We start from the raw sequence: 18,790 nt of genomic DNA on the forward strand, positions 1-18,790 counted from the left end.
CCATCGCGCGGCCGCTAGGGCCGGTGCTGGAACACCATGCCGACCACGTCGTAGGTGCCGGGACGGTCGGTGGGGTCGGGGGTGGTGAAGTCGGTGGGGCCGCGGAGGGTGAGGCCGGCCTCCTGCGCGAGCGCGATGATGCGGCGGTAGTCGATGGTGAGGGTGCGGTGGGCGCCGTCGACGTCGGTGGTGATGACGGCGCGGCCATCAGGCTTGAGGAGGCGCTTGATCTCGCGGAGGGTTTCGCGGGCGAGGTCCTCGGTCACGTGCTCGAGCACGCTGATGCAGAAGACGCGGTCCCACTGGGCGCTGGGCAGGCCGGTGTCGGCCATGGAGCGGAGCTTCCAGGTGACCTGGGGGAAGACGTGCTCGGGCGGGCGGTTGAACCCGCGGAGGGTGTGGTGGGGTGAGGCGGTGAGGTTGAGGTCGACGCCAGCGCAGTGGCAGCCGAGGCGCGTGACGAAGTAGGGGATGAGGGGCGCGCCGCCGCAGCCGAGGTCGACGACCTTCAAGCCGGGCTTGGTCTCGCTATTGATGACGGCGAAGGGGTATTCCCACTCGCGGGACCAGTGGGTGATGATGCGCTCGGGGTGCCTGGCGTGGCTGGGGTGGGGCGTGCCCTTGAGCTCATCCCTGTAGATGGTGTTGAAGGTTTCGCGGAGGGCGGTGTAGCGGGGGTCTTGCCAGTCCTGATGGCGGAGGAGGCGGTTGGGGGTGGGGTCGGGGGGGATGTCGGATGTCGGATTTCGGATGTCGGATGTGGGGGAGAGCTGGCCGCGGAGAGCTGTGTTGGCATCACGCGCGGGGCGGGGCAGCAGCACTGCCAGTGTGGGGCCGTAGGCGGGGATCTTGTCATTGCCCTTCATGTAGGGGCGCCAGGTGTGGATGGTGATGGGCTGGCCCTGGCGGGGGAGGCAGGCCTCGTCGAGGTTGCCGAACTCGCGGATGTAGGCGGGGTCGTCGGTGAAGAAGGTGCGGAAGGGCTCGGCGGCGATGGCGGCGCGCTGGGGCTGGTCGATGCGCATGTCGTGGATGAAGGTGGCCGCGATGTGCGGGGCCTGCTGCATCGACGTGCGGGCGAGGGCGATGGCCTCGAGGCCCTTGGGGCCGTCGAGGAGGAGGGTGATCTTCTTGTCGTGGTAACGGGCAAGGAGCGTTGGGAGGTGGGCGGCGGCGGGGCCGTAGAGGAGCTCGACGTGCTTGTAGGGGGCGAGGCGCTGCTCGGCGAAGGCGGCGTTCTCGTCCTTCTCGAGCTCGATGCTGATGATCTTCGTTCTGGTGTTCTCGAAGAACTTTGCGAGGACGAGGGTGGACTGCCCGCGGCAGCGGCCGGACTCGATGATGATGTCGGCGTCGAGCGCGGCGGAGGTGGCGCAGACGGCGAGCATTTCGCTGTGGAGGATGCCGCGTTCTTCGTAGCCGCCGGCGATGTCGAGGAAGCGTTCGACGTGCTGGCGGGCGGCGTGCTTCACGATGGTTGCAGCGGTGTGGGCGCTGGCGCGGTCCTCGAGGGCGTGCCAGTGCTTGAACATCTGGGCGCAGGCGGTTTCGGGGCGGTTCTTTGTGAACTCCTTGCCTTCGAGGAGGATCGGGTGCCAGCCGGTCTTGTAGTGAATGATGCGGAGGTCAGGGTTGTTGTCGATGGCACGGCAGTTGGTCTCGTTGAAGACGCGGCAGGGCTCGCCGCGGAAGACGATGGAGCGGGTGTCGCCGTTGCGGGTGATGTCGCGGTGGAAGGTGGCGTCGTAGTTGCAGAAGCCGATGAGCTCGCGGAGGGCGTGCTGGTCGACGGCGCCGGAGCTGCCGACGGCGCGGGCGAAGGCCTGCTTGTCGGCGAGGGTTGATTCGATGCGGGCGAGGATGGCGGCGAAGACGTGGGCGGCGACGTCGCCGCGGCGAGCGGCCATGACGCCGGTGTTGATAGGGAAGAGCTCGTCCTTCCAGGTGAAGAGGATGTCCCAGTCGGCGCCGTTGTCGAGGGCATCCGCGAGTGGGCGGAAGAGGACGGTGTCGCAGTCGAGGAAGACGAGGGGGCGGGCGGGGAAGCGCTTGGCGCCCTCGAGCCAGGCGTGGAACTTGCGGGGGATGGTGTGCATGACGTCCTCCCCACTGCTGGCGTCGGGCTCCCCACTGCTGCTCTGGGTTCGGAGAGGGAAGTCGTGGTGGGCGAAGCTGAAGGTGGGGTAGGCGAGCTTGAGGATGTCGATCTCGCGCTGCGGGATGTCCTGGTAGAGGACGAGCCCGTGGGCGGGCTGGTCCTCGGGGGAGTTCTCGCGGAGGGAGTGGAGGAGGGGCGCGAGGAAGGCGGCGTACTTGTGGCCGTAGGCGGCGGTGATGAAGGCGGGGGTGCTGGGCGTGGAGTGGGCGGGGTGCATGGGGGTGAATATCGGGTGTCGGGGGTTGTCGGCTGGAAACGGGTGGCGGTTGGAGGAGAGGCATCGAGGCATGAGGCACCCAGGCATCGAGGCGGGGTAGATACCTCATTGCGTGGTGTCAGCTGGGCCAGGCAGGGTTTGAAGCCGGGTGGCTCACAACTGGTTGCATCGGGGGTTCGTAATGGGTGGGCCGCGGGGACGCCGCGTGCGAGGAGTGCAACCGAATGTCGAAGGCATGGACGGCGGCGGCGGTTCTTGTGATGGCGGCGGGGATGGCGTGGGGGCAGGGGGTGGAGGGGCCAGCGCGGGCGGCGCGGAACCGGGCGCTGGCGGCAGACCCGGGGCAGGCTTTCGATCCGGGCGCGGTGCTTGTGAAGTTCCGGGCCGATGCGGGGGGGGGGGCGCGGGGGGCGGCGAGGGCGGGGGCGCGTGGTGAGACGCACAGGAACTTCAGCGTGGTGCCGGGGCTGGAGAAGCTTGCGGTGGCGGACGCGGCGGCGGCGCTGGCAGCGCTGCGCGCCGACCCGGCCGTGGAGTACGCGGAGCCGGACTACGTCGTGCAGGCGGCGGTGAACGCGAACGACGCGAACTATGGGTGGCTGTGGGGGCTGAACAACACGGGGCAGATGGGGACGGCGGCGGGCGTGGACATTGATGCGCCGGAGGCGTGGGACACGTTCCGGGGTGATCCCAACTTCGTTATCGCGGTGATCGATGACGGCACGAACTGGGCGCACCCGGACCTGGCGCCGAACATGTGGAGCAACGCGGGGGAAGTCGCCGGCAACGGCGTTGACGACGACGGGAATGGGTATGTCGATGACGTGCGCGGGTGGGACTTCTGGAGCAACGACAACGACCCCACCAGCGGCGGGTTCCACGGGACGCACGTGGCGGGGACGATCGCGGCGGCGGGGAACAACGGCGTGGGTGTGACGGGCGTGGTGTGGCAGGGCAAGGTGATGGCCCTGCGGTTCATCGGGCCTGACGGCGGGTACACGTCGGACGCGATCGAGGCGCTGCAGTACGCGGTGGCCAAGGGCGTGAAGCTCAGCAACAACAGCTGGGGCGGGGGCGGGTACTCGCAGGCGCTGTACGACGCGCTGAACGCGGCGCGGGGGAGCGGGCACCTGTTTGTCGCGGCCGCGGGGAACGGCGGGGCGGATCAGATCGGGGACAACAACGACGTGTACCCGTACTACCCGGCGGGGTATGCGCTGGACAATGTGATTTCGGTAGCGGCGGTGAACGCCGCGGGGCAGCTGGGCGGATTCAGCAACTACGGCGCGCAGAGCGTGGACCTGGCGGCGCCGGGGGTGAGCATCTATAGCGCGGCGTACGACGGGTACGGGTGGTCGGACGGGACCTCGATGGCGGCGCCGCACGTGAGCGGGGTGGCGGCGCTGGTGTGGGGGCAGAGCCCGGGCATGACGTACCAGCAGGTGCGGTCACGGCTGCTGACGACGGTGCGGCCGCTGGGGGCGCTGAACGGGCGGACGGTGACGGGGGGCATGGTGAACGCGGCTGCGGCCATTGCGGCGCCGGTGAATACCGCGCCGACGGTGGCGATCTCGTCGCCCGCGAGCGGGGCTTCGTTCACGCATGGCGCGGCGGTGACGTTCACGGGGACCGCGAGCGATGTGCAGGACGGGAGCCTGAGCGCGGGGATCGCGTGGACGAGCAGCCTGCAGGGGGCGCTGGGGACGGGTGCGAGTGTGTCGCGCAGTGACCTGGTGGTGGGCACGCACACGGTGACGGCGCGGGTGACGGACTCGGGCGGAATGAGCGGGAGCGCGAGCTTGACGGTGACGGTCAACGCGCCGACTCCCCCACCCCCACCACCGCCGCCCACGGCGACGATCCCGTTGGCGCCAACGTCGGTGACGGCGAGCGCGTCGGGCGGGACGGTGACGGTGCGGTGGGCGGATGCGTCCAGCAACGAGAGCGGGTTCGAGGTGCAGCGGGAGCAGAAGCAGGGGAGCCGCTGGCTCGGGACCACAATGGTCGGGAGCGTGGGCGCGAACGTGACGAGCGCGTCGCAGAGCGTATCGCGCGGGCAGTACCGGTACCGGGTGCGGTCGTTCAATGAGGTGGGGTCGTCGGCCTGGAGCGCGTGGGCGAATGTGAACGTGAAGTAGTGTCGCTGGCCGTCTGGCTCGGCAGTTCATCTGGGCCGCGTCCGGTAAATCCATATACTGGCTGTGCCCGCGGGCTCGAAGCGATCCTCATGTGGAGGTTCGGCGAGGGCTTGCGACGAGAGTGAGGCCGGGGTGTCGGGTCAGCACGGATCAGTTCATGAGAGCGGCCAGCGCGTGAGCGCTGGCCGTTCTTCGTTGGTCGGAATCGATGCACTGTCGCTGGTGATGGACCATTTGCCGGCGCTGATCGCGTACGTTGATCGGGAGCGGCGGTACCGGTTTGTGAACAGGGCGTACGAGCGGTGGTTCGGGAAGCGGCGCGAGGATGTGGTGGGAAGGACGCTCGCGGAGGTGCTGGGGGAGCGGGCGGCGGAGGTGCTGCGGCCGCGGATCGAGGCGGCGCTCGCCGGTGAGGTGGTGGAGTACGAGGCGGAGGTTCCGTACAAGGACGGCGGCACGCGGTGGGTGGACGGGCGGTACGTGCCGGATGTGGGTCCTGACGGCGTGGTCGCGGGTTACTTCTCGCTGGTGCAGGACATCAGTGAGCGGAAGCGTGCGGAGCGGGAGCTGGCGCAGGAGCGGGAGCGGCTGGAGATTGCTTTGCGCGCGGGGCGGTTGGGGGTGTACGAGTGGCGGGTGGGGGCGGCGGAGGTGTGGTGGTCGCCCGAGACGTACGCGGTGTACGGGGTTCATGAGACGTTCCGCCCGACGGTGGAGGCGTTTACCGCGCTGGTGCACCCGGATGATCGCGAGGAGCTGTGGCGGAAGACTCAGGCGTGCCTGGAATCGCGCGAGGTGTTTACGCACGAGTACCGGGTCGTGCGGCCGGATGGGCAGGTGCGGTGGGTGTTCAACCGCTCGCACGTGGGCGTGGGGGCGAGCGGCGCGGTGGAGCGGATTACGGGGGTGGCCGCTGATATCACGGAGCGGAAGCTGGTTGAGGAGGCGATGCGGGCGAGCGAGGAGCGGTTCCGGCAGCTGGCGGATGCGATGCCGCAGCTGGTGTGGATCGCGCGGGATGACGGGGCGGTCACGTATTACAACCGGCGGGCGGAGGCGTTCGCGGGAATTGGGCAGCCATTAGGCCCGGGCACGCCATGGGAGTGGGCGCCCGCGGTGCACCCGGAAGACATGCCGCGGACGCGGGCCGCGTGGGAAGGCGCGGTCCAGGCCCGCGCGGCGTACGAGTGCGAGCACCGCATCAAGATGAAGGATGGGAGTTATCGCTGGCACTTGAGCCGCGCAACGCGGGTGGGGGACGGGGCGGGGCAGTGGTATGGAACAGCGACGGACATCCATGATCTGAAGCTGGCGCAGGAAGCGACGCGGGAGAGCGAGGAGCGCTTCCGGGAGATGGCCGATGGGCTGCCGCTGATCGTGTGGGTGCACGGGCCGGACGGCGGGCAGGAGTTCGTGAACCACACGTTCTGCGAGTTCTTCGGGGTGACGCGGGAGGAGATGAGGTCGGGGCGGTGGCAGATGCTGATGGATGAGGAGAGCGGGCCGGGCTACCTCGCGGAGTTCCTGCGGTGCAACGCGGAGCGGGTTCCCTTCAATGCGACGGTGAAGGTGAGGGTGGCGGGGGGACGCTGGCGGTGGATTGAGAGCTGGGGGCGGCCGCGCTTCGCGGGGTCGGGCGAGTACCTGGGGATGATCGGCGCAAGCGCGGATGTGACGGCGCGGCTGGAGGCCGAGGCGGCGCTGCGGGAGAGCGAGGAGCGGTTCCGGCGGATGGCGGACCACGCGCCGGTGATGGTATGGGTGACGGAGCCGGATGGTGCGTGCTCGTACCTCAGCGCGTCGTGGTACGAGTACACGGGGCAGACGCCGGAGACGGGGCTGGGGATGGGGTGGTTGGAGGCGGTGCACCCGGACGACCGCGGGATGACCACGGAGGCGTTCATCAGGGCGAACGCCGAGCGGGGTCCATTCAAGGTGGAATACCGGCTGTTGGGGCGTGACGGGACGTACCGGTGGGCGATCGACGCGGCGACGCCGCGGGTGGGGCCCAGCGGCGAGTATCTCGGGTATATCGGGTCGGTGCTGGATATCTCGGATCGGAAGGCGGCGGAGGAGGAGCTGTCGCGGTACCGCGCGGGGCTGGAGGCGATGGTGGCGGAGCGGACGCGGCAGCTGGAGGAATCGTCCAAGCGGCTGCGGGACAGCGAGCGGCTGGCGAGCCTGGGGACGCTGACGGCGGGGCTGGGGCACGACCTGCACAACGCGCTGCTGCCGCTGCGGGTGCACGTTGAGGAGCTGCTGGAGGCGAGCCGGCGGGAGCCGGCCATCGGGGAGAACGCGGCAGCAATCGAGGCGATCACGTCGTACCTGGCGAGCCTGTCGCGCGGGATGCGGATGCTCTCGAAGGACCCGGCCCAGGGGGCGGAGGAGGGCGAGACGGACCTGCTGGAGTGGGAGCGGAGCGCGGGGCGGGTGCTGGGGTCGGCGGTTGGACGCGCGGCGGAGCTGGTCGTGCGGGTGGAGCGGGATGTCGCGCGGGTGAAGCTGGCGGACCATCGGCTGACGCAGGCGGTGTTCAACCTCGTGCAGAACGCGCGGGACGCTGTGGTGGCGCGTTGGGGCGAGGGGAAGGGCGGCCGGATTGAGCTGCTGTGTGCGCCGGGCGCTGATCAGACGGTGGTCGTCAGCGTGTCGGACAATGGCATCGGCATGGATGAGCGCACGGTGCGCCGGTGCGTGGAGCCGTTCTTCACCACCAAGGTGCGCGGAGCGCGGACGGACCAGGGCGGCACGGGGATGGGGCTGTCACTGGTGAGCGCGTACGTGCAGGCGGCGGGCGGGCGGCTGGACGTGGAATCGAAGCTGGGGGAGGGTTCGGTGTTCCGCCTGGTGCTGCCGGCGACTGAGGCGCCGGGAATCGCGGCGGGTGGGGACCGGCCGGTTGCGAGCGTGACACTGGGTGATGAGCGGAGGGCCGCGGCGGTGCGGGCGGTGCTGGCGGCGGCGGGCTGGGAGGTAAAGCTCGGCGGGGTGCTTCCGGCGGAGAACGCGCGCCTGTGGGTGACGGACGCGGAGCATGGGGGCGTGGTGGATGTGCGGCGGTTCAGCGAACGCGCGGGCGCGGCAGGGGTGGTGGTGCTGACGAGCGGTGACGGGTACGCGGGCGAGCGTGTGCGGACGTATGACCCGGCGCGGGGGTTCACGGGGTTGCGAGGGGTGCTGGAGGGTTTTCGGGTGGAGAGCCTGCGCTCTTAGGAACGCAGAGGACCGCAGAGGAACGAAGAGGAGGATGAGGCGGTCGCTTACTTCTGCGCCGCGGCCTTTTCTTCGGCGGCTTTGAGCTGGGCGAAGACGGCCTCTTCCCATGGGCTGCCGCGGAGGGCATTGGCGGCCTCACGCATCTTTTCGAGCGAGCCCTGGGCTTCGGCGATGTCGTAGAGGAGCGTCCAGGACTGGTAGGTGTACTGGTGCTTCTCGCCGTAGTGCTGGAGGGAGATGTCGTGCTGCTCCTGGGCGATCTTCGTGGCGGTGTCGAGGTCTTTGGCGAGGGTGAGGATGGTGACGTAGAGGCCGCGGAAGTCGAGGGCGTCGGGGTGGGCGGGGCCGAGGCGCTTGACGCCGTGCTCGTAGAGGCGCTTGGACTGTTCGAGGGCCTGCTTGCCCTTGCCGGCCTGGACGAGCTGCAGGACAACGTTGCGGCGGTAGCCGAGGGTGCGGGGATGGTCTTCGCCCAGGACCCGGTCGGCGCGGGCGAGGAGGTCGAGGCGCCTGTCGAGCTGCTGCTGGGGCGTGAGGTCGCGTGCGGCGATCAGGTAGTTGTCGATTGAGTGCAGGGTGTCGGGGTGGTCCGGGCCGAGCGCCTGCTCACGGTGGTCGAGCACGGCCTTGAGCAGCGGCGCGGCGTCGGCGTGCTTACCGGCGCGGGCGAGGGCGGTGCCATAGGACTGGAGTGAGGTGATGGCGGGGCCGGAAGTGGGCGGCTGTGTCGCCATGATGCGCTCGTGGGCGTGCTTGAGGAGGGCGAGGCCGGCGTCGAGCTGGCGGTGCTGGGGGTCGTCGGGCTCGGCGAGGGCGAGGCCTTCGAGCGAGATGATGCGGAGGGTGACGGGGTCGTCGGGTAGGAGTGAGCGCTCGGCATCGGCGCGGGCGGCGCGGATGGTGGAGAGGGCGTCGGCGTCCTTGTGCTGCAGGGTGAGCAGGCGGGCGAGGTAGCCGCGGGCGCGGAGGGTGTCGGTGTGGGCGACCCCGCGCTGGGCGGACATGAGGTTGATGGCGGTGCGGGCGTGGGACTCGGCCTTGGGGAAGTCGCCGAGATCGCCGTAGGCCTCGGCAAGGACCTGGTGGGTGTCGGCAGCAACGGCGGGGTGGACGCTCTTGTCGGAGGCGAGGTCGGCAGAGGCGCGGTCGAGCATCTCGCGGACGGTGGGTTCCGTGCCCTGGGCCACCTCGGGAGTGGCGGACCTCAGGAAGCGGGTGAGGAGGGCGGCGGTCTCCTTGGCGCGGAGCTCCTGCTCCTGCGCGAGGGCGCGCTCGCGGGTGGCCTTGATGGCCTGCCAGGTGGTGGCTGCCGCGCCGGCGACCAGGAAGAGCGCGGCGAGGGCGAGGCCGGCGACGAGGCCCTTGTGGCGGCGGGCGAACTTGTGGGCCTGGTAGAGCGTGGTCTGCGGGCGGGCGAGCACCGGCTCGTTGCTGAGGTGGCGGCGGAGGTCGCTCGCGAGGTCGGCGGCGGACTGGTAGCGGCGCTGCGGGTCGGCCTCGAGGGCCTTGTGCGTGATGGCGGTGAGGTCGCCCTTGAGGCGGGGGTTGAGGCGCGAGAGCGGCGTGGGCTCCTGCTCGCGGAGCGTGAGCGTGGCCTGCGTGAGGCTCATGCTGGAGAGGTCGAAGGGCGGGCGGCCGGCGAGGAGCTCGTAGAGGATGACGCCCAGGGCGTAGACGTCGGCGCGATGGTCGATATCGCGCGGGTTGCCGGCGAGCTGCTCGGGGGACATGTAGCCGAGGGTGCCGATGATCTGGCCGTGGGCGGTCGCGGTGTGGTCGGGCTCGTGCTGATCGAGGGCGTCGCCGGCGGTGAGGCGGGAGACGCCGAAGTCGAGGACCTTGGGGTTGCCGCCTTCAGTGACGAGGATGTTGCCGGGCTTGAGGTCGCGGTGAAGGACGCCCTTGCGGTGGGCGTGGTCCACGGCGTCGGCAACGCGGGCGAGGAGCGCGAGGCGCTCGCTGGTGGCGAGGTTGTGGGCGTTGGCGTAGGCGGTGATGGGCTGGCCTTCGACGAGCTCCATCGCGATGTAGGGGAGGCGGCGGGTAGCGTCGGCGAAGCCGGCCTCATAGAGCTGGGCGATGCCTTCGTGCTGGAGGAGGGCGAGGGCGCCGGCCTCGCGGGCGAATCGGCGGAGGAGGGAAGAGCGGATGAGCTCGGGGCGGATGACTTTGAGTGCGACCTTGCGCCTGGGGAAGGACTGCTGGGCTTCGTAGACAACGCCCATGCCGCCACGGCCGAGTTCCTTGAGGATGGTGAAAGGGCCGATGGCGCAGGGGGGCGCGTCGTCGCTGCTCAGAGCGTCGGCGCCGAGGAGGCTGGCGACGGTGAGGGGCGTGGCGTCGAGCACGCCGGCGGAGTCGAGATGGGCGAGGAGCGACTCGAGCTCCTCGGCCTCGCGCGGGTCAGTGGCGCGGGCCTCACTGAGGATGCGGCGGCGCTCTTCGGGGGCGGCGTGGGCGGCGGCGTCGAACCAGGCGCGGATGCGGGAGTCGTCCATGGTTCAGGTGTTCCGATGTGCTCAGGTTCCGGATGCTGCAGCGGCGCGGGCACGCTCAACTTCGCGGAGCAGCCAGGCGCGGGCGAAGGTCCACTCGGACTTGACGGTGGATTGGGAGAGGGCCATGGCGAGGGCGGTCTGCTCGATGGTGAGGCCGGCGAAAAAGCGGAGCATGACGACCTGGTGCTGGCGCGTGTCCTTGGCCGCGAGCTTTTCGAGCGCGGCGTCGAGGTGGAGGAGGTCGCCGGCGGCGCGGGTCTGGTTGGCGTCGGCGCTGCTGTCGAGGGTGGGGAGCTGGGTTTCGGAGAACTCGGCGTTGTCGCGTCGGGCGGTCTTCACGCGCCGGGCGTGGTCGATGAGGATCTGCTTCATGGCGCGGGCCGCGGCGCCGAAGAAGTGGGCGCGGGTGTCCCAGGCGGGCTCTCGGCCACTCTCGCTACCCCCACCGTTCATCGAACCGCCCACCAGTTTGAGGTAGGCCTCGCTGACGAGGGCGGTGGGCTGGAGGGTGCCGGGGTTGTGGCCCTTCATGAGGGAGCCGGCGATGCGGCGGAGCTCGGCGTAGACGAGGGGGAAGAGGCGGTCGGTGGCGAGGGTGTCGCCGCGGGCGGCGGCGTCGAGGAGGTGGGTGACGCCGTGCTGGGGGGCCGGGGTTGGGGGCGGGGCGTCGGGCATTTGAACGGAGGGGCGGAAAGTCTGGCTGGTCTGCGAGGGGTGCCCGTATGCAGGGGGGCCCCGCGGCCGGAGTCTATCACGCGCGGGGTGATTCCCAGTGTTACGGTTGGACCTAATCGGAGACCGGTCATGAAGCATGCGATGTGGTGGATGGGCGCGGCGGTGGTGGCGGCGGCGGCGGGCGGGGCGGTGGCGCAGCCGGAGAAGATTCTGGATACGGCGACGGGGTGGGGGTACATCTACGGGGCGGACGAGACCACGATCAACGCGCAGATCAGCGCCGGGTCGCGGCCGTTCTCGATCAGCCGGCAGGGGACGAACAGCTATGACGTCCTGTTCGTGAGTAATAGCGGGGCGTACGCCGCGACGGGGTCGGACCTGCGGCGGGGGTACACCAGCGCGGCGACGCTGAACAGCTACCTGAGCGCGAACAACAAGCGGATCATTGACCTGGAGTGCTACAACAACGGCGGCACGATCAACATGGACGTGCTGGTGGTGGACAACAGCGGGAGCACGGCGGCCGCGGGTTGGTCGTGGGGGACGTTCCCCACGCTGCAGGCGATGATTGACTGGCAGGCGGCGAACGGTCAAAGGCCGATCGACGTGGACAGCTTCCTGATCGGGAGCACGCGGTATTACAGCTGCGTGACGGTGCCGAACACGGGGGCGAACTTCCGGAACTGGTGGTGGGCGCTGAACGCGACGCCGGGGAGCGTTCAGACGGATGTGAACTCGACCAACGGGCGGATCATCGACGCGGACATCGTGCCCGGGGCGAACGGGTCGGTGTCCATCAACGCGATCGTGGTCACGGGGACGAGCGGGGCGGACCAGATGGACTACGCCATGACGGGGGCGGAGGTGGCGCCGTTCCATAACAACGCGGGGGCGCGGCTCACGGTGCTGGAGCGGTACACGACGTCCACGGGGAGCACCTGGTACATGGGGGCGCGGGTGGATAATGCGAATGCGGAGGAGCGGCGCATCCGAGACCTGTACCGCAGCAGCGTGACGAGTGGCATCCTGGGGTTCAGCCGCAAGCGGGTGGGTGGCGGGTTCGAGTTGTCGTTCAACGGAGGCCACGAGTTCGAGCCGGCGAGCACGATGAAGATCGTGCATGCGGCGTACGCGGTGGACCAGTTCGCGTCGAACAACGGGGGTTTCTCGACACAGATCTACTGTGAGGACAACTGCGACGAGAATAACACCGACTGCCCGACGACATCAGGCAACTGCTCGGCGGGGAATCGAACGATCGGCAGCCTGATGACGCGGATGCTGACCAACTCGGACAACAACGCCACGGAGGCGTTCGCGGCCTACTACGGGCGGGCGAACATGAACACCTGGCTCGCGGACCGTGGGCTTGGGATCCGCATCAACCACGTGATCGGGTGCCTGTGCGGGAACACGCCCAACGAGATGAGCCCGAATGACGCTGCGGACCTGTACGAGATGATCTTCGACGGGTCGCTGTTCAGCGACACGTGGCAGGACCAGCTGAAGAGCCGGATGTTCTACTTCACCGGCGCGACGGTGGTGAACAACGGGTGGCTGAACCAGATGATCAACCAGGAGCGGGCGAATACCGACCTGACTGATGCGGAGTTCGCCGCGTTTCTGGATGGGTTCGAGATGGTGTTCAAGGACGGCGGTTACACCTGCGGGAATGACAACTGGGGCGGGGGCGCGGGCTGGGCGAGCATCCCATTCAGGGGGACGCTCAACGGATTGGTGGTGACCTACACGCAGGAGTACAGCTTTGCCCTGCTCTTTGACAACGTGTGGGACTCGCAGGTGGGCAACGCGTACATGCCCTTCCACCGCGAGCTGCTGCGGGAGCCGGTGCGGGCCGCGCTGCAGAGCTGGGACGCGATCTGTGCCGAGCCGAACGTGACGGGCAATCCTCAGGCGGACAGCGTGACGGTGGGCGGGACGGCGTCGTTCTCGGCGAGCCTGGCCGCGGGGCCGGCGACCAGCGGGTACGTGCGGCAGTGGCAGAAGAGCACGAACAACGGCAGCACGTGGACGACGGTGGTGAACTCGTCGGGGCACATCAGCGGGGCGACGACGGGGACTCTCTCGATCTCCAACGCTGTGCTGAGTGACGCTGGGTTGTACCGGATGCGGGTGACGAGCAACTGCGGGACGGACTACAGCGCGAGCGCGGCGTTGACGGTGACGCCGGCGTGCACGGCCCCCACCATCACCACGCAGCCGGTGGCGCAGACCGTGACCAGCGGCGAAGACGCGGTGTTCACGATCGCGGCGGGCGGGTCGAGCGCGGGCCGCACCTACCTGTGGCAGAAGGCGCCGAGCAGCGGCGGGATTTACACGAGCCTGAGCGGGGTGGTTGGGTACTCGGGTGTGACCACGCCGACACTGACGGTGGTCGGGGCGGTGGACGCGGATGAGGCCCTGTACCGCTGCCGCGTGGTGAATGATTGCGGCACGGTGTTCAGCACGGGCGTGGGGCTGACGGTGGAGCCGGCGTGCGTGGCGGCGGAGGTGACCGACCACCCGGACTCGGTGACGGTGGAGATGGGCGGCGAGGCGACGTTCTCGATCATCGCGGACGGCTCGCTGACCAACCGCACGTACCAGTGGCAGAAGCGGCAGAGCAACGGGTCGTGGCTGCCGGTGGTGAACAGCCGCGGGTATGTGTCGGGCGCGGGCACCGACACGCTGCGGTTCCTGGAGACGCTGCTGGGCTCGGCGGGTACGTACCGGTGCGTCGTGACCAACGACTGCGGGACGGATGCGAGCGCGAGCGCGGTGCTGACGGTGACGCAGCCGCCCCCGCCGTGCGGCACCGCCGACTTCAACGGCGACGGCGACATCGGGACGGACCAGGACATCGAGGCGTTCTTCGCGTGCATCGGGGGTCACTGCTGCTCCACGTGCTATGAGGGCGGGAGCGACTTCAACGGTGACGGGGACTCGGCGACGGACCAGGACATCGAGAGCTTCTTCCGGGTCTTGGGTGGGGGGGCGTGCTAGGAAAGCGGAAAGCGGAAACCGGAACGTGGAAATGAAGAGTGAGGGGCTCCGCGTCGGCGGGGCCCCTTTCGTTTGCGCGATTTCGAGCGGGAGCAGCGGCTTCTATGATGGGTCGTGAGTGCGACGGGAACATCTTCAGAGGAGCAGCCGGCGGATTCGCGGGGGCGGGTTGCGGTGGTGCTGCTGTCGGGCGGGCTTGATAGCGCCGTGTGCCTGGCGGTGGCAAGGCGGGAGGGGTTCCGGTGCCATGCGCTGTCGTTCGACTACGGGCAGCGGCACCGGCATGAGCTGGTCGCGGGGGCCGCGGTGGCGCGGGCATTAGGAGCGGTGGAGCACCGGGTGGTGGCGCTGGACCTGCGGGCGATCGGCGGTTCGGCGCTGACGGCCGACATCGAGGTGCCGAAGGGGCGTGAGCCGGGGGCTGGTGAGGGCGGGAGCGCGATCCCGGTGACGTATGTTCCGGCGCGGAACCTGGTGTTTCTGTCGTTGGCGGCCGCGTACGCGGAGACGGTGGGGAGCGGCGAGCTGTTCATCGGGGTGAACGCGGTGGACTACTCGGGGTACCCGGACTGCCGGCCGGAGTTCATCGAGAGCTTTGCACGCACGGCGCGGCTGGGGACGAGGGCGGGGGTGGAGGGCGCGGGGTTCAGCGTGCGCACGCCGCTGGCGGGGAAGAGCAAGGCGGAGATCATCAGGATGGGGGCGGGGCTGGGTGTGGACTTCGCGCTGACGCACTCGTGCTATGACCCCGTGGGGGTTGCAGGCGAGGGGGGTGGAGTGCGGGCGTGCGGGCGGTGCGAATCGTGTGTGATCCGGCGGCGTGGGTTTGAGGCCGCGGGGGTAGAGGATCCGACGCGGTACGCGGGCGGTGGGCTGTGAGCGGGGCGGGCGAGAGCGGCGCGAAGGTTGGGTCGCTGCGCGTGCTGAGTGGTGCGGTGGCGGGCGAAGGCGGCGAGAGCGGCGCGGCGCTGCCGATCTCGGAGACGTTCACGTCGATCCAGGGCGAGGGGAAGCTGGCTGGGGTGCCGTCGCACTTCATCCGCGTGAGCGGGTGCAACCTGCGGTGCACGTGGTGTGACACGCCGTACGCGAGCTGGCGGCCAGAGGCGACGGTGGTGGCGGTGGACGCGCTGGTTACGGGCGCGGCGGCGTCGGGGGTGCGGCACGCGGTGCTGACGGGCGGGGAGCCGATGCTGTTCGCGGGCGTGCTGGAGTTGTCGCGCCGGTTGCGTGCGTCGGGCATGCACGTGACGGTGGAGACGGCGGGGACGGTGTTTCATGGGCCCGAGGTGCTGGCGTGCGACCTCATGAGCATCAGCCCCAAGCTGAGTAACTCGACTCCCGCGGAGGGTGATGCGCGTGACCCCGGCGGCGTGTGGCGGGCGCGGCACGAGGAGCGGCGGATCAATGTTCAAGTACTGCAGCGGCTGATCGACGCATCCCCGCAGCGGCAGCTGAAGTTCGTCGTGAGCGGGCCGGGTGACCTGGATGAGGTAGAGGCGCTGCTGGCGCGGCTGACGGGGTGGGCTCCTGATGACGTGCTGCTGATGCCGGAGGGGGTGGTGGTGCCCGCGCAGGAGAGGACCAGCTGGATGGTCAGCGCGTGCATCGAGCGGGGCTGGCGGTTCTGCCCGCGGCTGCACATCCAGGTGTTCGGGAACCGGCGGGGGACGTGAAAGCGCGACGGGACGGGTGTTCGGCGGCGTCCTGTACGGGTGATGCCGCGTGCTGTCGTTGACGTTTCGAGTGGTCCACCGCGAGGCGGGTGGTTTTCATGCGCGGGGGCGGCGGCGCAAGGGCCTGTGGCGGCTCGGGTAAGGGTCGTAAGCCCCACCGCCTCGCAGCGATTTGTCACGACCGCGCACTTAACCGTTGACAGCCTACGACGCGCGTAGTACTCTGCCTACGACAGGTGTAGTAGGACCACTCCATGGCGAAGCGGCCGGTTGAACTCGGTGAGGGAGAGCTCGCGGTGATGCGGGTGCTGTGGGACCACGGCCCGCTCACGGTGCGGGACGTTATGGAGCACCTGCACAACCGCGGCAAGACGGTCGCGTACACCACCGTGATGACCTTCCTGCAGCGGCTGGAGCAGAAGGGGGCGGTGGCGAGCAACAAGAAGGACGCGGCCTACGTGTACCGGGCGAAGATCACGCGGGAGAGCGTGAGCGCCAGCCGGGTGAGGGCGCTGCTGGACCAGTTGTATGACGGGGCCGCGGCGCCGATGCTGCTGCAGCTGATTGAGAACGAGCGGCTGACGCCGGAGGACCTGGCGCGGCTTCGGAAGCTGATCGACGACCTGGATTCGCGTTCGCGTGACTGATGTGGGCTGCCCCTCGTGGGGCGCTAGCGTGGGAAGCTGCGTATGGGACTCGAGCAGGCCATCGCACGGACGGTCGAGCTGCTGTGGATGGGGGCGATCGCCGCGACGCCGCTGGCGGTGGTGGTGTCCCTGATCTGCCGTGCACGGCGGGTGCGGCCGGCGACGCGGCACATGCTTTGGTTCGCGGTGCTGGCGTCGTTCATCACGCCCGCGGTGGGGTCGCTGATCTGGCGGCCGCAGTGGTTCAGCTCGGAGCGGGTAATGGCGGCGGCGGGGGTGGAGGCTGCTTCTGAGCAGGCAGCGGCGGAGGTGGTTGCGCCGGCGGGCGGGGTGGCGAGCTCGCCGGTCTCGGAGGTCGCCGCTCCCCCACTGATCGCGGGTGAGAAGGTCGGCCCGGGACGCGTCGCAGCATCGAGGATTCCCGCGGTGCTGCCCGTGCCCGCGCTGTGGAATGCCATGCCGATGGTGGAGTTCTGCGCGGGGCTGCTGGCCAACGAGCGAGCGGCCGACACGCGTATTGCGTCGCAATCGTCCACGTTGGCGGAATCCGCTGAGTTCGTCGGTCCAGTGCCGGTGAGGACGGCGTCGCCGCGGATCGCGCCCGCGTTATCCGTTGCGGCTTCCTCTCGGGTCACACCAGCACCGATGGCATCAACCTCGAAGCGCGCGTCGGGTGAGAGCGGCGCGTCCCAGAGCACGGAAGGTGTGACGGCGCGGGTCTGGCTCGCGCGTCTGCTGAAGGTTCGCGACGCGGTCGCAGAGCTGCCCCCGCTCCCCCCAGCGGTGTGGTTCGGGGGCGCAGTGCTGGTCGTGGTGCTGAGCCTGTGGCGTCGGTTCATGGCAATGCTTTGGCTGCGGGATGCGGCGCCGGCGGGTCCAGCGGTGCAGTGCCTGGTTCGGCAGGTGGCCGCGGCGCTCGGCCTGTCGCGCGTGCCGCGGGTGGTGTTCGTCAATGCCGCCGTGTCGCCGATGATCTGGTGCGGGCTGCGGCCGCTGCTGGTGCTGCCGACGAGCCTGTGGCGGACCCTCGATGAGGACTCGCGCCGCGCGGTGCTGGTGCACGAGCTGGCGCACGTGCGGCGGTGGGACCACCTGCTGTGCTGGGTGACGGCCGGCATCGGGGCGCTGTACTGGTGGCACCCGGTGGTGTGGTGGGTGCGGCGGCGGCTGCATGAAGAGGCCGAGGCCAGCTGCGATACGTGGGTGACGAGCCTGTTCCCCACGCAGCGTCGGGCGTACGCGTCGGCGCTGGTGGTGACCAAGTCCTTTGTGAGCTCCCGCGCGGCGTCGCGCGGTCCATGGCTAGGGGTGGCTTCCGGTTCGGCCAAGCGATTGGCAAGGAGAATTACGATGGTGATGACCCACAAGTCCGCTCCCCGAATGTCCATGCTCGGCGTGTTCGTCACGGCGTTGATCGTCGCGACCGGCACGTTCGTCATGCCCGGACTGGCGTGCCCGCCCGAGGATGAGGCCAAGGCGAGGAGCAAGGCCGAGCAGGCCGCGCAGGCACGGAGCCGCACGGCGGTGACGCCCCGGGCGCCGGAGCCGGGCGTGGTGTTCTTCGGCGAAGCGCCGGCGCTGGAGGCGATGCGCGGCGGTGGCGCGGCTGTGGCGCCGACCCCGCCGGCTCCTCCGGAGCTTCCGCGGCAGGGCTCGCCCGCAAGGGCGCCCAAGGCCCCCAAGCCGCCGAAGGCGCCGAAGGCTCCAAAGGCGGTGCAGGGCGTGTCGGTAGCGCCCATGGCGGCGCCGCGGGCGGAGGTGTCGGTGGACCTTGATGCCCTCAAGGAGGCGCGCGAGCCGCGGGAGTACCGGTTGAGCCAGGGCAAGCTGCAGGCGTTCTACGGCATGATGAGCCGCAGCGACGTCCCGATCCTGGTGGAGATGAAGGGCGACCGAATGGTGATCTGGGGCAACGACGACGAGCACGCGGTGTTCGGCCGGTTCGTGCGGATCGTCGATGGCGACGGGCAGCAGTCGCGAGTGGCCGCGCCCGCGCGGGTTGCCGGTCAGAACAAGGTGCTGGCGGAGCGGCTGGCGCAGGTCGAGGGGCAGCGGGCGCGGGAGGCCGGGACCAGGGCGGCGCAGGAGGCTCTGAAGGCCCGTGGGCAGGCCCTCACCCGTGACCTCGAGGCCGAGCGCGAGGCACGGACTCGGATGATGGTGGAGCTGGAGGCTGACCGTGCGCGCGTGGATGCCGCGCGGGAGGGCAACCAGGAGCTGCGTGAGCGGATCCAGGCGCTGCAGGCGCAGATCCGCGAGCTTGAGAAGCGGGCCGAGAAGCTGGAGGGCGGGCGTGAGGACCAGCGGCCGTCGCGTCGCCCGGCCTCGCCGGGGATGGTCTCGCCGGCTTCGAGCACAACGGGAGGGGGCGTGTGCGGCAGCCCCTGCCAGAAGACCGAGCGCGCCTGCGAGACGACGTGCGAGAGCCCGAAGCAGACGGCGAGCCGGTGAGACTGATTGAGATTCGTCGAGCCCCGGCCTGACCGCCCGGGCTCGGCTTGAGCGAGAAACGCAGGGCCACCGGCGTGGAGTACACACCCCTTGTTCCCACGGTGGCCC

At 69.8% G+C, this 18,790-nt stretch carries 10 protein-coding genes; 7 read left to right on the plus strand and 3 right to left on the minus strand.

Annotated elements, in window-relative coordinates; translation table 11 throughout:
• Nucleotides 1-14 precede the first annotated feature (14 nt).
• A complete protein-coding gene (locus VD997_10160) occupies nt 15-2,375 on the minus strand; it encodes a class I SAM-dependent methyltransferase (protein HYE62350.1) in 2,361 nt (786 codons plus the stop codon).
• A gap of 224 nt (nt 2,376-2,599) precedes the next feature.
• Between VD997_10160 and VD997_10165 the strand changes: the two genes are divergently transcribed.
• Together VD997_10165 and VD997_10170 are read left to right on the plus strand one after the other, a co-directional pair.
• Nucleotides 2,600-4,513, plus strand: a complete 1,914-nt coding sequence (locus VD997_10165; protein ID HYE62351.1) for a S8 family serine peptidase — start codon at nt 2,600-2,602, stop codon at nt 4,511-4,513.
• 225 nt (nt 4,514-4,738) lie between these two features.
• The gene (locus tag VD997_10170; GenBank protein HYE62352.1) at nt 4,739-7,729 is read left to right on the plus strand and encodes a PAS domain S-box protein; all 2,991 of its coding nucleotides are present in this window, start codon (nt 4,739-4,741) and stop codon (nt 7,727-7,729) included.
• A 47-nt stretch (nt 7,730-7,776) separates the two neighbouring features.
• Here the strand turns inward: VD997_10170 and VD997_10175 are convergent, their stop codons facing one another.
• Both VD997_10175 and VD997_10180 read right to left on the minus strand, forming a co-directional pair.
• Complete coding sequence (locus VD997_10175) at nt 7,777-10,230, minus strand: protein kinase (GenBank protein HYE62353.1); 2,454 nt, start codon at nt 10,228-10,230, stop codon at nt 7,777-7,779.
• Nucleotides 10,231-10,251: 21 nt separating this feature from the next.
• The gene (locus tag VD997_10180) at nt 10,252-10,905 is read right to left on the minus strand and encodes an ECF-type sigma factor (GenBank protein HYE62354.1); all 654 of its coding nucleotides are present in this window, start codon (nt 10,903-10,905) and stop codon (nt 10,252-10,254) included.
• 129 nt (nt 10,906-11,034) lie between these two features.
• On the opposite strand from VD997_10180, the gene VD997_10185 reads away from it, so the two are divergent.
• The 5 genes from VD997_10185 to VD997_10205 all read left to right on the plus strand — a co-directional run bounded on the left by VD997_10185 (nt 11,035) and on the right by VD997_10205 (nt 18,682).
• Nucleotides 11,035-13,908 (plus strand): serine hydrolase, encoded by a 2,874-nt coding sequence (locus VD997_10185; GenBank protein ID HYE62355.1) that lies wholly within the window; start codon nt 11,035-11,037, stop codon nt 13,906-13,908.
• A 114-nt stretch (nt 13,909-14,022) separates the two neighbouring features.
• Nucleotides 14,023-14,787 (plus strand): 7-cyano-7-deazaguanine synthase QueC, encoded by a 765-nt coding sequence (gene queC, locus VD997_10190; protein HYE62356.1) that lies wholly within the window; start codon nt 14,023-14,025, stop codon nt 14,785-14,787.
• Nucleotides 14,784-15,584, plus strand: coding sequence for a 7-carboxy-7-deazaguanine synthase QueE (locus VD997_10195; GenBank protein HYE62357.1), 801 nt, complete (start codon nt 14,784-14,786; stop codon nt 15,582-15,584). The genes queC and VD997_10195 overlap by 4 nt, the downstream gene beginning before the upstream one ends.
• A gap of 254 nt (nt 15,585-15,838) precedes the next feature.
• Nucleotides 15,839-16,231 (plus strand): BlaI/MecI/CopY family transcriptional regulator, encoded by a 393-nt coding sequence (locus VD997_10200; GenBank protein HYE62358.1) that lies wholly within the window; start codon nt 15,839-15,841, stop codon nt 16,229-16,231.
• 42 nt (nt 16,232-16,273) lie between these two features.
• On the plus strand, nt 16,274-18,682 hold the full coding sequence (locus VD997_10205; protein ID HYE62359.1) for a M56 family metallopeptidase: 2,409 nt from the start codon (nt 16,274-16,276) through the stop codon (nt 18,680-18,682).
• Nucleotides 18,683-18,790: the final 108 nt, after the last annotated feature.

Source organism: Phycisphaerales bacterium, from assembly GCA_035627955.1.
In the GTDB taxonomy this organism is placed as follows: Bacteria; Planctomycetota; Phycisphaerae; order Phycisphaerales; family UBA1924; genus JAEYTB01.

What these genes read in the sequence shown, in the direction of transcription:
- VD997_10185 (HYE62355.1), top strand. Translation starts at nt 11,035, where the DNA reads ATGAAGCATGCGATGTGGTGGATGGGCGCGGCGGTGGTGGCGGCGGCG.
- VD997_10200 (HYE62358.1), top strand. Translation starts at nt 15,839, where the DNA reads ATGGCGAAGCGGCCGGTTGAACTCGGTGAGGGAGAGCTCGCGGTGATG.
- VD997_10205 (HYE62359.1), top strand. Translation starts at nt 16,274, where the DNA reads ATGGGACTCGAGCAGGCCATCGCACGGACGGTCGAGCTGCTGTGGATG.
- VD997_10165 (HYE62351.1), top strand. Translation starts at nt 2,600, where the DNA reads ATGTCGAAGGCATGGACGGCGGCGGCGGTTCTTGTGATGGCGGCGGGG.
- VD997_10180 (HYE62354.1), bottom strand. Translation starts at nt 10,905, where the DNA reads ATGCCCGACGCCCCGCCCCCAACCCCGGCCCCCCAGCACGGCGTCACC.
- VD997_10170 (HYE62352.1), top strand. Translation starts at nt 4,739, where the DNA reads ATGGACCATTTGCCGGCGCTGATCGCGTACGTTGATCGGGAGCGGCGG.
- VD997_10160 (HYE62350.1), bottom strand. Translation starts at nt 2,375, where the DNA reads ATGCACCCCGCCCACTCCACGCCCAGCACCCCCGCCTTCATCACCGCC.
- VD997_10175 (HYE62353.1), bottom strand. Translation starts at nt 10,230, where the DNA reads ATGGACGACTCCCGCATCCGCGCCTGGTTCGACGCCGCCGCCCACGCC.